This window comes from Kosakonia radicincitans DSM 16656 (assembly GCF_000280495.2).
Taxonomy (GTDB): Bacteria; Pseudomonadota; Gammaproteobacteria; order Enterobacterales; family Enterobacteriaceae; genus Kosakonia; species Kosakonia radicincitans.
Map to the genome: position 1 here is coordinate 2,805,106 of NZ_CP018016.1, position 14,756 is coordinate 2,819,861.

11 protein-coding genes are annotated in these 14,756 nt (G+C 59.7%); 6 read left to right on the forward strand and 5 right to left on the reverse strand.

Annotation, left to right across the window (positions count from 1 at the left end; genetic code table 11):
- The first annotated feature begins 95 nt into the window (after positions 1–95).
- Positions 96–1,877 (forward strand): thiamine pyrophosphate-requiring protein, encoded by a 1,782-nt coding sequence (locus Y71_RS13545; RefSeq protein ID WP_007375056.1) that lies wholly within the window; start codon positions 96–98, stop codon positions 1,875–1,877.
- Positions 1,878–1,921: 44 nt separating this feature from the next.
- Here the strand turns inward: Y71_RS13545 and Y71_RS13550 are convergent, their stop codons facing one another.
- Genes Y71_RS13550 through Y71_RS13565 form a run of 4 tightly spaced genes read right to left on the reverse strand, consistent with a single transcriptional unit; the run spans position 1,922 to position 6,692 of the window.
- Entirely contained in the window at positions 1,922–2,743 is an 822-nt protein-coding gene (locus Y71_RS13550; RefSeq protein WP_007375055.1) for an alpha/beta fold hydrolase, read from the reverse strand.
- 37 nt (positions 2,744–2,780) lie between these two features.
- On the reverse strand, positions 2,781–4,406 hold the full coding sequence (locus Y71_RS13555; protein WP_007375054.1) for an MFS transporter: 1,626 nt from the start codon (positions 4,404–4,406) through the stop codon (positions 2,781–2,783).
- Entirely contained in the window at positions 4,403–4,813 is a 411-nt protein-coding gene (locus Y71_RS13560) for a DoxX family protein (protein ID WP_007375053.1), read from the reverse strand. Before Y71_RS13560 ends, Y71_RS13555 begins: the two co-directional genes overlap by 4 nt.
- A 4-nt stretch (positions 4,814–4,817) precedes the next feature.
- Positions 4,818–6,692 (reverse strand): amidohydrolase, encoded by a 1,875-nt coding sequence (locus Y71_RS13565; RefSeq protein ID WP_007375052.1) that lies wholly within the window; start codon positions 6,690–6,692, stop codon positions 4,818–4,820.
- Between the two features lie 234 nt (positions 6,693–6,926).
- Between Y71_RS13565 and Y71_RS13570 the strand changes: the two genes are divergently transcribed.
- The 5 genes from Y71_RS13570 to Y71_RS13590 are packed head-to-tail and all read left to right on the forward strand — an operon-like array spanning position 6,927 to position 14,064.
- Positions 6,927–7,613 (forward strand): hydrolase, encoded by a 687-nt coding sequence (locus Y71_RS13570; RefSeq protein WP_007375051.1) that lies wholly within the window; start codon positions 6,927–6,929, stop codon positions 7,611–7,613.
- 57 nt (positions 7,614–7,670) lie between these two features.
- Positions 7,671–7,841: a DUF1427 family protein gene (locus Y71_RS13575; RefSeq protein ID WP_007375050.1), complete on the forward strand. Its 171-nt coding sequence runs from the start codon at positions 7,671–7,673 to the stop codon at positions 7,839–7,841.
- 4 nt (positions 7,842–7,845) lie between these two features.
- Complete coding sequence (locus tag Y71_RS13580; protein ID WP_007375049.1) at positions 7,846–8,112, forward strand: XapX domain-containing protein; 267 nt, start codon at positions 7,846–7,848, stop codon at positions 8,110–8,112.
- Between the two features lie 16 nt (positions 8,113–8,128).
- Complete coding sequence (locus Y71_RS13585; protein WP_007375048.1) at positions 8,129–8,515, forward strand: response regulator transcription factor; 387 nt, start codon at positions 8,129–8,131, stop codon at positions 8,513–8,515.
- A complete protein-coding gene (locus Y71_RS13590) occupies positions 8,512–14,064 on the forward strand; it encodes an AAA family ATPase (protein WP_007375047.1) in 5,553 nt (1,850 codons plus the stop codon). The genes Y71_RS13585 and Y71_RS13590 overlap by 4 nt, the downstream gene beginning before the upstream one ends.
- Here the strand turns inward: Y71_RS13590 and Y71_RS13595 are convergent.
- Entirely contained in the window at positions 14,061–14,681 is a 621-nt protein-coding gene (locus Y71_RS13595) for a response regulator transcription factor (protein WP_007375046.1), read from the reverse strand. The genes Y71_RS13590 and Y71_RS13595 overlap by 4 nt on opposite strands.
- Positions 14,682–14,756: the final 75 nt, after the last annotated feature.

Sequence of the window (14,756 nt, forward strand, 5' to 3'; positions counted from 1 at the left end):
TTATTCCCGCGTTTGTTCAGCGGATAACCGCCAGAGCCGCGCCTGGCATCGTCTACCTTTAAAGACTGTTATCCACGCGCAAGGAGAACATTTCAGTGAGCATGAAAACAAGCGATTTCTTTGTCAAACGCCTGAAAGAGTGGGGCGTAACGCGCATTTACGGTTACCCTGGCGATGGCATAAATGGTGTGCTCGGGGCAATCCAGCGCGCCAACAAAGCCGGGGACGGCATCGAATTTATCCAGGTACGCCATGAAGAGATGGCCGCGTTTATGGCGGTCGGCCATGCCAAATTCACCGGTGAGCTGGGCGTCTGCTTATCGACGGGCGGGCCAGGCGCCACGCATCTGTTAACCGGGCTGTATGACGCCAAAATGGATCACGCCCCGGTACTGGCGATCAGCGGCCAGGCAGAAAGCACCGCGCGCGGTGCCAGTTATCAGCAGGAGATGAACCTCGACCGCGTCTTTGCTGATGTGGCGAATTTCGTGCAGGAAGCGGCCTCACCGGCGCAGGTTCGCCATCTGGTGGACCGCGGTGTCCGTATTGCCATTGCGCAGAACGGCGTTGGCGTGGTGATCCTGCCGAAAGACATTCAGGATGAGGAGTGGCAGCCACCGGCGCATACGCACGGGTTTACCCACTCGGCTGCCGGTTATCAGCGCCCGCGCGTTATCCCGCAGGATCGCGATCTGCAACGCGCAGCAGAGGTGCTGAATGCCGGGAAAAAAGTGGCCATTCTGATCGGCGCGGGCGCACGCAATGCCGCCGTGGAAGTGGTACAGGCCGCCAATGTGCTTGGCGCAGGCGTCGCCAAAGCGCTGCTTGGTAAAGACGTTCTGCCGGATGATGCGCCGTTTGTCACCGGCTCGATTGGGCTATTGGGAACGGAGCCTTCCTGGAAACTGATGCAGCAGTGCGACACGCTACTGATGATCGGCAGCGGTTTCCCGTGGACGGAGTTTCTGCCGCCGGAAGGCCAGGCGCGCGCGGTGCAAATTGATATCGATCCGGCGATGCTCGGCCTGCGTTACCCCTGCGAGGTGGCGCTACACGGCGATGCCGCAGAAACGTTGCAGGCGCTGTTGCCGTTGCTGACGCACAAAGAAGACCGTAGCTGGCAGGAGGAGATCGCCCGTCAGGTTCAGACATGGTGGCAGGTGATGGAGCAGCGCGCGATGGCACCAGCCAGGCCGGTAAACCCACAGCGCGTGGTGTGGGAAATGTCGCCACTGCTGCCGGAAAACGCCATTGTGACCTCCGATTCCGGCTCCTGCGCCAACTGGTTCGCCCGCGATTACCGTGTGAAGCAGGGGCAGCGCGCTTCGCTCTCTGGCGGGCTGGCCTGTATGGGCGCGGCGGTGCCGTACGCCATTGCGGCGAAATTTGCCGCGCCGGAAAAACCCGTCGTGGCGCTGGTCGGCGATGGCGCAATGCAGATGAACAACATGGCCGAGCTCATTACCGTGCAGAAATACTGGCAGCAGTGGCAGGATCCACGGTTGATTATCTGCGTCTTCAACAACCAGGATCTCAACCAGGTAACGTGGGAGCAGCGGGTGATGGAAGGCAATCCGCGCTTTGAAGCCACGCAACAGGTGCCGGATGTTCGCTATGCCGAGTTTGCCCGCTCACTGGGCTTGCAGGGTATTTTTGTCGATACGCCGGAGGCGCTAAGGGCGGCCTGGCTACAGGCATTGCAGGCAGATCGCCCGGTATTGCTGGAGGTGAAAACCGATCCGGAAGTCGCGCCGTTACCGCCGCATATCACCCTGAAACAGGCCAAAGCCTTTATGGCCTCGATGATGAAGGGCGATCGGGGCGCGGTGCAGGTTCTAAGCGATACGGCCAGCCAGTTGTTCCACAAAAAATCGTAAAAAAAACCGGGCGCTGAGGCCCGGTTTCTGCTTTCACTCAGACGTTACAGTTTGCTCAGGAACGCCAGCAGGTCTTCATTCAGTTGATCCTGATGAGTAACGGCAAAACCGTGCGGGCCGTTTTCGTACACTTTCAGTTCCGCGCCTTTGATCAGTTGCGCGGACAGTTTACCGGTGGCTTCGAACGGTACGATCTGATCGTTGCTGCCGTGGATCACCAGCGTCGGGACATCCACTTTCGCTACATCCGGGCGGAAGTCGGTTTCGGAGAAGGCGGTAACGCAGTCCAGCGTACCTTTCAGCGACGCCAGCAGGGCGATATTCAACGTTTGCGTCAGTACACCGTCGGAAACTTTCTGCCCGGCATTCAGGCCGTAGAACGGGGTAGCAAAATCACTGATAAACTGCGCGCGATCTTTGAGCAGGCCATCTTTAATACCATCGAATACGCTCTTATCGACACCCTCCGGGTGATCGGCGGTTTTACCGAAAATCGGCGTCACCGCGCCAAGCAGCACCAGCCCGGCCACACGAGAGGTGCCGTAGCGGCCGATGTAACGCGTCACATCGCCGCCGCCCATCGAGAAGCCCACCAGCGTCACGCCCTGCAAATCCAGCGCCGTAATCAGATCGTTAATGTCGGAGGCAAAGGTGTCGTAGTCGTAACCGTTCCACGGCTGATCGGAACGACCAAAACCGCGACGGTCAAAGGCAATAACACGATAACCACGCTCAGCGAGGAAATTAAGCTGGCTATCCCACATGTCACCATCCAGCGGCCAGCCGTGGCTGAAGAGAACCGGCTTACCCGCACCCCAGTCTTTGTAATAAATCTGAGTACCATCCTGCGTTTTGATTGTGCTCATCTGCTTACCTCATTGTTAAGTAGTGGGTTAACACCGATTATCGCCCGGCGGGCGCAACCAGATGCCGGACAACCGGCGGTTCATCGCTCTGATGAAAAGCCAGCACGCGCTCACGGATACGTTGATCGTTCACCGTGTGCCGCTCGTGCTGACGTAAATGCTCTATCCACGATCCCATCACCCAGGTTTCGACAAACACACCTGGCTGTACCGCATCTTCATACACCGCCCAGCCCATCGCGCCGGTACGACGTCTGACGCGGCGCATATCCTGCATCGCAAGGGTGAATTCATGGGCGTCCTGCGGATCAATGCGGTACTCACAGCTCACCATCACCGGCCCACGCTCGTGGGGGATGGTGATATTCGCCGTGCCGCCTGCCGGATCGAGAATATCGAGATTCAGCGCGGCATCTTTTTCCAGCCGCCAGCGTAAGACCGTCGTCGCGCCCAGCACCATGCCAACGGTTGCCGCACACAGCGACCACGCCACGCCGAATTCCGACGCCAGTTTCCCCCAGATCGCGCTGCCGACGGTCATCGAACCAAAGAACACCGTCAGGTAGACCGCCAGCGCACGCGCTTTCACCCAGCGGGCGGCGCTGCGCTGCGCGCCGACATTCAGCGTCGAGAGCACGGCAATCCAGGAAAAGCCGGTGAAAAATTCAAAGGCATTAAGCAGCCAGACATGGCGGATAAACGCCAGCGCCAGCATGGTGATAGCAAACAGCAGGCTCGCCGCCACCATCATCTGATCGGCATTCAGCCGTTTGCGCAATTTCGGTAGTACTACCGCGCCGCAAATTGCCCCGACGCCAATACAGGCCAGCATAATGCCGTAACCGCCCGGGCCAAGGCCCAGTTCACGACGCGCCACCAGCGGCAGCATCGCCCAGCCAGCGCTGCCAAACAGAAAGAACGCCACGGTGCGCGCCAGCACATTTTGCAGCACCGGCGCGGCGTGAACGTAGCGCAGGCCGCCACGAATGGCCGTGAAAAAGTGCTCCGGTGGCAGGCGCTGCACCGTGGCCTGCGGTTTCCAGCGGTGCAACACTACCGCCACGCCGACCACCGACAGAGCATTAAGCAGGAACACCATCCACGGGCCGGCAAACGACAGGATCAACCCGCCGAGCGCCGGACCGATTGCGCGGCTGATATTGATGCCCAGCGAGTTGAGGGCAATCGCCGGGCTCAGCTCCTGCTTGTCGACCAGATCCGGCACAATCGCCTGAAAGGCGGGCGAGCTGAGCGCCGCGCCGGTACTGAGTAAAAAGGTCGCTGCCAGCAGCACTTCCGGCGTGACGTTGCCGGTAAAAGAGAGCAGGGCAAGCCCGGCAGCCGCACAGAACGACCATACCTGAGAGAAGAGCAGGATCTTGCGTCGCTCGATAATATCGGCCAGCACGCCTGCGGGCAGGACAAACAGGAACATCGGCAGGCTGCTGGCGGCCTGCACCAGCGCCACCGCCAGCGGATCGGCGCTCAGCGAGAGCATTGTCCAGTTCACGCCGATATCGCTCATCCATGAGCCGATATTGGAGACCACGGTCGCAATCCATAGCATGCGGAAAACGCGCTGATGCAACGGTTGCCACGCTGAGGCGGAAGGTTGAGCAGGTGACACTGTCACCGCTGCTTTCAGTTCGTTTTGCTGGGTCATGCAATCGCTCCTTTTGCCGTCCGTCGTATTCGCCAGCTTCCAGGGCCGGTCAGCAAAAGCGTAGTAAAGATGATCAGCAGCAGCCAGCCGAATTGCCCTTCGGCAATGGACCAGTCAGGATGCACCGCCAGCATCGCCACCAGCAGCACCACGATGATTGGCACGCAGGCCAGTCGCGTCGCCACGCCCGCCATAATAAACAGCGGGCAGATCACCTCGGCGAAAATCGCGGGCAGCAGGCTCATATAAGGCCCAAGACCAAACGGATCTTCGATACGCGTCAGTTCTTCGCTGAAATGGAACACCTTCGGCAGCCCGTGCACATACAGCAGTAACAGGCTGCCCGTCAGGCGCAGGAAGAACAGCCCCGCATCAATACGGGGCGCAAAGTCAGTTGACGTTTTCATGATGTCAGAACGCAAAGCAGCTACAGCCGAGCGCGCCCCAGAACGCGTTCTCATCGGATACCGGCATGGCATTGCCACGGGCGATATCGTGCTGATGAACGTGAACTCCGCACGGGCCGGAACAGTGATGAACACCCGCCGCCTGACCGACACGGGCCGCCTGCGGCGGTGCGCTACGATAATGACCCGGAACCTTGACCACCGGCGACCACTCCGGCACCACCGGAATAGCCGGCGGCGCCAGCGGGCCAAACTGACCTGCGGCGTAGACGATATCGCCGCCCACCACCGTCAGTACCGACTCAATCCCTTTGATCTCCTCTTCCGGCACGCGGAAGTAGTCCTTGCTCAGAATGGCGAGATCCGCCAGTTGACCGGCTTTGATCTGGCCTTTTTTCCCCTGTTCGCTGGAGAACCAGGCGCTACCCTGCGTCCACAGCAGCAGGGCGGTATCGCGATCGAGACGGGCGCTGTGATCGTACATCTGCATGCCACCGACAGTGCGGCCGGAAACCAGCCAGTAGAGCGCCGTCCACGGGTTGTAGCTCGCCACGCGGGTGGCGTCGGTGCCCAGCCCAACCGGCAGGCCGTTTTCCAGCATTTTCGCCACCGGCGGCGTCTGTTTGGTGGCCTGCTGGCCGTAGCGCTCAGCGAAATATTCGCCCTGGAACGCCATGCGGTGCTGAACGGCGATACCGCCGCCGAGCGCTTTTACGCGTTCGATATTAGCTTCGGTAATGGTTTCGGCGTGATCAAAGAACCAGTGCAGGCCGTTGAACGGGATCTCGCGGTTCACTTTTTCGAACACGTCGAGCATGCGGCTGATGGATTCGTTATAAGTGGCGTGCAGACGGAACGGCCAGCGGTGCTCAACCAGATGACGCACCACACGTTCCAGCTCCTCTTCCATTCCCGGCGCCAGATCCGGGCGCGGTTCGAGGAAGTCTTCAAAATCCGCCGCCGAGAAGACCAGCATTTCGCCCGCGCCGTTATGGCGGAAGAAATCGCTGCCCTGGCCTGGCGTCAGCATGTCGGTCCATTTCTCAAAATCTTCCAGTTCATGGCCGGGCCGCTGCGTAAACAGGTTGTAGGCGATGCGGATCGTCATCTGCTTTTTCTCATGCAGTTCGGCGATCACCGCGTAATCTTCCGGGTAGTTCTGGAAACCGCCGCCCGCATCAATGGCGCTGGTCAGCCCCAGACGGTTCAGCTCGCGCATAAACTGGCGGGTGGAGTTAACTTGCTGCTCCAGCGGCAGTTTCGGCCCTTTCGCCAGCGTGGCGTAAAGGATCATCGCATTCGGGCGGGCAATCAGCATGCCGGTCGGATTACCGTTGCTGTCGCGCTGGATCTCGCCGCCCGGCGGGTTTGGCGTATCGCGGGTATAACCCACCACTTTCAGCGCCGCGCGGTTGAGCAGGGCGCGATCGTAGAGATGCAGAATAAAGACCGGGGTATCGGGCGCGGCGTCGTTGATTTCATCCAGCGTCGGCATACGGCGCTCCGCAAACTGGAACTCTGTCCAGCCGCCGACTACGCGCACCCACTGCGGTGACGGCGTGCGCAATGCCTGTTCTTTCAGCATGCGCAACGCATCGGCCAGCGACGGAACGCCTTCCCAGCGCAGTTCGAGATTGTAGTTAAGCCCGCCGCGAATCAGGTGCAGGTGCGAGTCGTTTAATCCGGGTATCGCCGTATGGCCGTGTAAATCGACAACCTGAGTGCGTTCGCCGCGGTACGCCATCACCTCGGCTTCACTGCCCACTTTAACGAATTTTCCGTCACGGATGGCGACCGCATCGGCGAGCGGGTTTTCCCGATCAACGGTGTGAAACCGGCCATTGAGCAATATCAGTTCTGCATGTGCGAGCAAATCCATACTTCCTCCAGTCTGGCGGCCCTGTTGAGCCGATAAGCATCTGGAATGAATTATGTAAAGCGCGGCGGAAAAAAGACCAGTTGTACCAAAGTATAGGTATACGAAAGGATAGTTATACCATCAGATAATAGTCGGGCCGCGGGAGCGCAGCCTACCATGCAGCCACCGATAGCGAAGCCCTGTCGTTTGCTGTCTGAACGTAGCTCCAGCTCCTTTAACCTAATGGGTGTAAATATGACAACCTCAAAGCTTGAAGTCCTGACCCCGGCTAACTGTCAGTTAATCTTTATCGATCACCAGCCTCAGATGGCCTTTGGCGTACAGTCCATTGACCGCCAGGTTCTGAAAAACAACACCGTTGCGCTGGCGAAAGCCGCCAAAGTGTTCAATATCCCGACCATCATCACCACCGTTGAAACCGAAAGTTTCTCCGGCAATACCTACCCGGAACTGCTGGATGTATTCCCGGAGAAGGACATTCTGGAACGTACCTCCATGAACTCCTGGGACGATCAAAAAGTGCGTGACGCGCTGGCTGCCAACGGCAAACGCAAAGTGGTGGTCTCCGGTCTGTGGACCGAAGTGTGCAACAACACCTTCTCCCTGTGCGCGATGCTGGAAGGCGATTACGAAATCTATATGGTGGCGGACGCCTCCGGCGGCACCTCAAAAGAAGCGCACGACTACGCAATGCAGCGCATGATCCAGGCGGGCGTGATCCCGGTAACCTGGCAGCAGGTGATGCTGGAGTGGCAGCGCGACTGGGCGCACCGCGAAACCTATGACGCAGTGATGGCGATTGTTAAAGAGCACTCCGGCGCCTACGGCATGGGCGTTGATTACGCCTACACCATGGTGCATAAAGCGCCGTCCCGCGCCAAAGCGGGTCACCGCACGCTGGCGCCGGTTCCGGCACGCTAAGCAGCACGCTGGCCGGTATTCGCCGGTCAGCATTTCCCTTTTCGGCAGGAGTTTGCCATGAGTATCGGACTGATTTCCTTTGCCGCAGGCGTGCTGATTGGCGTGATGTACGCGCTGCTGAAGGTACGTTCTCCCGCGCCGCCGGCGATTGCGCTGGTCGGGCTGCTCGGCATGCTGGTGGGCGAAGGGCTGATCGCCACGCTAATGACCCACACAACGGCGGGGTAAACCCATGAAAACCTGGATCGTTTCTCTCCTGGTCGGTCTTCTGGCTGGCGTTATTTATGCTTTACTGGGCGTTCACTCACCCGCGCCGCCGGTGGTTGCGCTACTCGGATTGTTCGGCATGCTGGTGGGGGAGCAACTCGTACCGGTAACCCGCCGTCTGCTGGCCCGACAGCCGCTGACCATGACGTGGTTCCGCCACGAGTGTGTCCCGAAAATTAGCGGTGCGCCGCGGCCTGAACCCCCAGACTCGCCGCCGCGCCAGGATGACTGAGGCCAGAGGAAATCGCATGACGCAACCCCGGCGTATTGCCATTGTTGATGATGAACCTTCCGTCCGTAGCGGATTGAGTAATTTGCTGCAATCGGAGGGCTACGCCACGATAGCATTTCCCTCGGCGGAAGCGTTTCTCAACGATGGCCCGGCGCAGCCTGCGATTGCGCTGGTGATTGCGGATCTCAAACTGAAGGGCATGAGCGGCGCAATGCTGTTTGAGAGGTTGCAGCTTAGCCCGGCACCGCCGCCGGTGATCTTTATCTCCGGCCACGACGACGAAACCTGGCAACGGTACGCGGGCAAACCCGGTGCCGTTGCTTTTTTGCGCAAACCCATCGATATCGATATCCTCCTTGAATATGTTCAACGCGTGTTGACCAACATCGAGGATAATCCATGAGCGACGCTTCGCGTCTTCGGTTGCGGCCGGAAACCAGTGAACACAACGCAGGGCAGCCTTTTACTGTGCAGGATGACGCCATCTATACGCCACTGGCGCAGGAAGGATGCATTGCCTGGATGAATGCCCATTACCCGTGGGGCAGCGACGCCTTTATCCTCGCCACCGCCGTCAGCGACGATGCCGAACCGCGCGCCAGCCAGTTGCTGAAAAATGAGCTGGCGCTGCGCGCGCAACTGGAGAGTAACTGGGCGGTCACGCCTGTCGCCAGCGCGCAATATCATGGCCGTTTTGCGCTGGTCTATCCGACATTTGCTTTTGAGACGCTCACCCGGATGACCGCTCAGCCGATGGCCTGCATCGCCAGCTGGCTGGAGCTGGCCTTACGTATCTGCGCGCCGCTGCGCCAGATGCATCACCGCAATCTCATTCACGGCGATATCAAGCCGGGAAACATTTTTCTTAGCGGGGAGCACTGCCGTCTCGGCGGATTTGGCCTTGCCACCAGCAGCAGTGAAGCGCAGGCGCAAAACTGGCTGCCGCTTTCTGGCGGCACGCTGGCGTATATGTCACCGGAGCACACCGCCCGCACCCATCATGCCGTTGACAGCCGCAGCGATCTCTACAGTCTGGGCATCGTTCTGTATGAATTACTGACCGGCGTGCTGCCGTTCGATCTGCCCGAAGGCGGGCAGGCAGAGTGGACGCTGCATCATATTGCCTCTGAACCTGCCGCGCCGCACAGCCTGCGGGAAGGGTTACCGCCGATGCTGTCGACCATCCTGCTGAAGCTGCTGGCCAAATCGCCGGAGAAACGTTATCAGACCATTGATGGCCTGATCGCCGATCTGCGCCGATGCCAGGCCACGCTGACGCCGGAGCAGGGCATTCCGGCGTTTACGCCCGGTTTACAGGATCGCTCTCCGTCGCTGCACTTTGCCAATACGTTGTACCGCGCACATCCGCAGGCGGGCGAACTGGTTGCGGCGCTGGAAGGAGTTAACCACAGTGGTAAACAGATGCTGGTCACCCTCAGCGGACCGTCCGGGATGGGGAAATCTTCGCTGATGGCCTCGGCGCTGAAACTGTTTCTGCAACGCCCGACGCTAATTGCGCTTGGCAAAGTGGAGCAGTACAGCTCGGTGCTGCCGCTTGGCGCGCTGACAGCGGCGTTTCGCTCGCTGGCGTTGCATTTGCTGGGGCTACCCGCCGAAGAGGTGACGCGCTGGAAATCGCGGCTCTCCGTCGCGCTGGCCGGGTATGAAGGGCTGGCGGTCAGCCTCGCGCCGGAACTGGGTCTGCTGCTGGGGAGTAAACCCGCGCCTTTCATTGACAGCGTCGCGCTGGATGCCCGCGCCCGCTTTAATCATATGGTGTTGCGCCTGGTGAGTGTATTTGCCACGCCCGGTTGCCCGCTGGTCATACTGATCGACAATCTGCACTGGATCGATGACGCCAGCCTGCAACTGCTGGAGTACCTGTTACAGCACAGCCACGCCTTGCCGCTGCTGATGGTGGTATCGCACCGCGATCTGCCGTCGCTCGGGGATGAGGAGTTTGCCGCCACGCTGGTACGCCTGCGCAGCGCCGCCCGGCGAACGACAGCGTGCGAGCCGCAACCCCTCTCCGTCAAAGCCGTGGCGCGCTGGCTGGCGATCGTTTTTCAGACCCGCCCGGCATCGACCGTTGATCTGGCAAAACTGATCCATGAAAAAACCGGCGGTAATCCGCTGTTTGCCCATGAATTTTTTAAACGCATCGTCGAAGACGGGCTGGTGAGTCATAACAGCTATCAGGGGCGCTGGCACTATGATCTGGCGGCGATTCGCGCCCGTTACTACAGCGAAAACGTTATCAGTCTGGTGCTGCAACAACTGGAACAGATGCCGGATGAGACCCGTACGCTGCTCGCTCATCTGGCCTGCCTTGGCAGCGCGGGCGGGGTGTCGCTGGCAAGCCGCATACTGGAGATAACGCCTGGCGAGCTCCGTTTGCACCTGCATCCGGCGGTGGCCGTGCAGTTAATTACTCTCAACGCCGACGAATACACTTTTACCCATGAGCGCATTCAGCAGGCGGCAAGCGCCGCGCTGCCCTTGTCCGTATGCCGTCAGTTACATCTGCGGGCCGCCAGCCTGCTGGCTGATGAAGCGCGGCAAACCCCAGGTAACGAGATCCTGTTTCGCACCATCCACCATGTCACGGCGGCGATCGACAGTATCCAGCTTGCGCCACAGCGGCAGAAGTTCAGCGAACTTTGTGCCCATGCCGCCCGGCAGGCCAAACGCAGCGGCGATTACGCTTCCGCGCTGGGTTATTTACAGACCGCGCGCACGCTCAGCGCCGACAGCGGCGATCTCTTCGCGCTCGATTTACAGCGGGCAGAATGCGAACTTCTGCTGGGCCATCTCGCTACCGCACGCGCATCGTGCGAAACGCTGCTGGCCTCGCCGGGCGGGCTGGTGGAAAAAGCCCATGCCGCCAGTGTACTGGCGGAGGTGCATATCCGCCGCTCCAGCTATTCACAGGCGCTCGACACCACGCTGAGCTGGCTCTCCGTGTTCGGTATTCACGTGAGCCGCCAGCCGGACGATGCGGAGTGCGACGAAGCCTGGCAGGAGATTTCATCCCTTATCGGTACGCAGCCCGCCAGCGCGTTTATGGCGTTGCCGCGCATGAACCACCGCGAAACAGATGTGCTGATGAACCTGCTGGGAAGCGCCAGTCTGTACGCCAGTTTTCACTGTCCACGCCTGCATTTCCTGCTGCTCTGCCGGATACTGCAACTGACGCTGGAGCGCGGGCTGACGGGCGCATCCACTGCCGCGCTGGCGTGGTTTGGCGTGATGATTGGCGAGCGGTATGGCGAGTATGAGCAGGGCTTTCGCTACGGCACGCTGGCACAGGATCTGGTCACGCGCCACGGTTTTCATGATTACGCCGCCAAAACACTGGTGGCGCTGGGGCGCAGCAGCGTCTGGATCCAGCCGTTGTCGCATACCGTCCAGTGCGCCAGAAACTGTTTCACCGCTGCGGTTGCGCATGGCGATCTCACTATTGCCTGCTTCGCCTCCTTCCGTGAGGTCAGCAACAGCCTGGCCTGCGGCGACCCGCTTGATGTGGTACTGAGTTATATAGAACGCGGGCTGGCCTTCGTGCGCGAAACACGTTTTTCGGATATGGATACCGTTCTTCTGTTACAACGTCACTTTGTTGAGTACCTGCGAACACCCCAGCCGGTGTTTAGCGGTAAAGCGGTGTTGCCGGAATCACTGCTACCGGCAACACCGCCGCCGACCATGCTGTTCTGGTTCTGGCTTTATGGCGGAATGGCGCACTTCTTTGCCGGTGAATATGCGCAGGCGGAAAGCAGCCTGCTGGAAGCGGGACGCTTTGCCTGGTCCGCGCCCGGACACGTCAATCTGCTCGATTACCATCTCTACAGCGCGCTGTCGTTGTCGATGCAACTGACGCCGGATACCTTTTCCGCCGCGCATCGCCAGCGGCTTAATCAGCACTACAACCCGATCGCGCGCTGGGCGCGACTCAATCCGGCGACCTTCAGCGACAAAGAGGCACTACTGTACGCCGAGATCGTCCGGCTTGACGGGATGAACAGTATCGCCATTGGTCAGTATGAGAAAGCCATCAAGCTGTCGCGCGAAGCGGGCTTTAACCCAAGCAACGCGCTGGCGCACGAACTGGCCGGGCAATTTGCCCGCACCTGCGGTTATCCAACGATTGCCGATGCCTGGTTTCGCGGGGCAATCGCCGCCTGGGGCCGCGTTGGCGCGCACGGCAAAGTGCGTCAGCTCGAACAGACGCACCCGCATCTTGTCGCGAAGGCGGCCAGTACGCCGTATGACACCATTGCGTTTGCGCAAAATGATGAAATTCGCGATCTGCAAAGCATCATCAAAGCCTCGCGCGCGCTCTCCGAAGAGATCAATCTTGAGCGGCTGATCCAGATCCTGATGACCATGTTGCTGGAACGGGCAGGCGCACAGCGCGGCTTGTTAATCCGCGTACTGGACGACACTATCCCGCTGATTGAAGCCAGCGCACACACCAGCAACGAAGGGGTGCGCGTACAGGTACTGAACGAAACGCCGCTGGCGACGGATTTACCGCTGTCGGTGCTGGCGGCAGTGATCCGTACCGGGCAGGAGATCCGCACCGGCAGGCCGGAAGAGTACAGCCCATTCAGCCAGGATCCCTATCTGTTAACCTCCGGCGCTGCTGTAATGTGCGTGCCGATGTTTAAACAGGCGCGGCTGGTGGGGGCACTCTATCTGGAGAATCGCCTGATGCCGGACGTGTTTACCGCCGGGCACTCCCGAGTGGTAAACCTGCTTGGCGCGCATGCGGCGGTTTCGCTGGAAACGGCGCGTCTGTACGCCGAACTGCTGGAGGAGAATATTCAGCGCCGCCGGGTGGAAAAAGAGCTGCGCGCCAGCCAGACCTCGCTGATGCTCGGCGAGCAGATCAGCCACACAGGAACCTGGCGCTGGGAGCTGGAGCAGGATCTGATGCATATGTCGGATGAGTATGCGCGCATTCTGGGGCTACCGGAGAAACGCAAGCTGATTTCGATGGCCGAGTTTCTCACCTATGTGCATCCTGACGACCATGCGCATATCAGCGCGCTGGTGACCCGCAGCGTCGCGCAGGGGTTAACCATGCAGGCGGAATTCCGTATTATCCGCGCCGACGGCGAGGTGCGTTATATTCTCGGCATTGGCGATCCGGTGGCGGCCAGCGGTGAAACGGTGCATGAATATTTTGGCACCATCACCGATATCACCACCCAACGGCAAAATGAAGATGCGGTACGCGTGGCACAGGCCGAACTGGCGCGCGTTTCGCGGGCAACCACCGTCGGGCAACTGACCTCATCAATTGCCCATGAGATTAACCAGCCGCTGATGTCGATTGTCTCCAACGCGGGCGCCAGCCTGCGCTGGCTTAACCGCGATCCGCTGCCGATTGAAAACATCCGCACCGGGCTGGAGGAAATTATTAGCGAAGGGCAGCGCGCAGGCGAGGTGATCCGCAGCCTGCAATCCCTGACGCGCCGCCAGCCGCCGGTGTTTGAACGCCTCGATCTGCACGCGCTGCTGCACCATATTCTGACCCTGTCGCGCAGCGAACTTGAGCGGCGGCATATTGCTGTCGATTACCGGTTGCAGGCCGCCAATAGCCTGTTTTGCGGCGACAGCGTGCAGATCCAACAGGTGCTGCTGAATCTGGTAATGAATGCCATTGAAGCGATGGCCGAGGTGGATTCGCGCCCGCGGGTGCTGACGCTCAGCACGCAAAACCCGCAGCCGGGTGAACTGCTGTGCGCCATTGCCGATACCGGCAGCGGAATGGATGCCGAAGTGCAGGCCCGCCTGTTTGAATCGTTCTACACCACCAAAGCGCAGGGAATGGGGATGGGGCTGACCATCAGTCACACCATTATTGAACGGCATCAGGGGAAGCTGACGGCGCAGGCAAGAACGCCGTTTGGCAGTCTGTTCTCCTTTACCGTGCCCGCCAGCGATTAACGGCTGCGGGATTTGGCGATTTGCAGGCTTCCGGCGGCATGCACCAGATCCGCCAGCGAGCGGGCCTGCATTTTGTCCATCACCCGACGGCGATGCACTTTGACGGTGATTTCGCTGACGCCGAGCTCTGCGGCGATCTGCTTATTCAGCAAGCCGCTGATCGCCAGTTCAAACACTTCCTGCTCGCGCGGCGTTAAAGAGAGGTGGCGCTGTTTGAGCGCAAAGTTCGCCTGCTGCTGTTCAAACTCCTGCTCGGCGCCTTTCAGGGCATCCACCACCGCAGCCAGCAAACGCTCCGGTTCCACGGGTTTAGTCAGAAACTCTCGCGCACCGGCTTTCATTGCCTGCACGGTTAGTGGAATGGTGCCAAATCCCGTCAGAAAGATAATCGGCAGCTCGCGCCCGCGATCTTTTAACGCGCTGGCAACATCAAAACCATTCACCACCGGCATGTTTAAATCGAGGATCAAACAGGCCGGAACGCCGACAAGGGGATGAGAGAGAAATGACTCCGCGGACGCGAAGTCGATGGCGCGATAACCTTCGGATGCCAACAGCCGGACAATTGATTTTCTGACGGCATTATCATCATCGACAACGTAAACGACAGGTTCCATCATCTTTCGGCCTCACAGGGGCGACGCGCCTGAAAATGCACGTCTTTCAGTTTGCAGGCTGATACTGATAACATA

What these genes read in the sequence shown, in the direction of transcription:
- Y71_RS13555 (WP_007375054.1), bottom strand. Translation starts at nt 4,406, where the DNA reads ATGACCCAGCAAAACGAACTGAAAGCAGCGGTGACAGTGTCACCTGCT.
- Y71_RS13590 (WP_007375047.1), top strand. Translation starts at nt 8,512, where the DNA reads ATGAGCGACGCTTCGCGTCTTCGGTTGCGGCCGGAAACCAGTGAACAC.
- Y71_RS13580 (WP_007375049.1), top strand. Translation starts at nt 7,846, where the DNA reads ATGAAAACCTGGATCGTTTCTCTCCTGGTCGGTCTTCTGGCTGGCGTT.
- Y71_RS13560 (WP_007375053.1), bottom strand. Translation starts at nt 4,813, where the DNA reads ATGAAAACGTCAACTGACTTTGCGCCCCGTATTGATGCGGGGCTGTTC.
- Y71_RS13585 (WP_007375048.1), top strand. Translation starts at nt 8,129, where the DNA reads ATGACGCAACCCCGGCGTATTGCCATTGTTGATGATGAACCTTCCGTC.
- Y71_RS13595 (WP_007375046.1), bottom strand. Translation starts at nt 14,681, where the DNA reads ATGGAACCTGTCGTTTACGTTGTCGATGATGATAATGCCGTCAGAAAA.
- Y71_RS13575 (WP_007375050.1), top strand. Translation starts at nt 7,671, where the DNA reads ATGAGTATCGGACTGATTTCCTTTGCCGCAGGCGTGCTGATTGGCGTG.
- Y71_RS13550 (WP_007375055.1), bottom strand. Translation starts at nt 2,743, where the DNA reads ATGAGCACAATCAAAACGCAGGATGGTACTCAGATTTATTACAAAGAC.
- Y71_RS13570 (WP_007375051.1), top strand. Translation starts at nt 6,927, where the DNA reads ATGACAACCTCAAAGCTTGAAGTCCTGACCCCGGCTAACTGTCAGTTA.
- Y71_RS13565 (WP_007375052.1), bottom strand. Translation starts at nt 6,692, where the DNA reads ATGGATTTGCTCGCACATGCAGAACTGATATTGCTCAATGGCCGGTTT.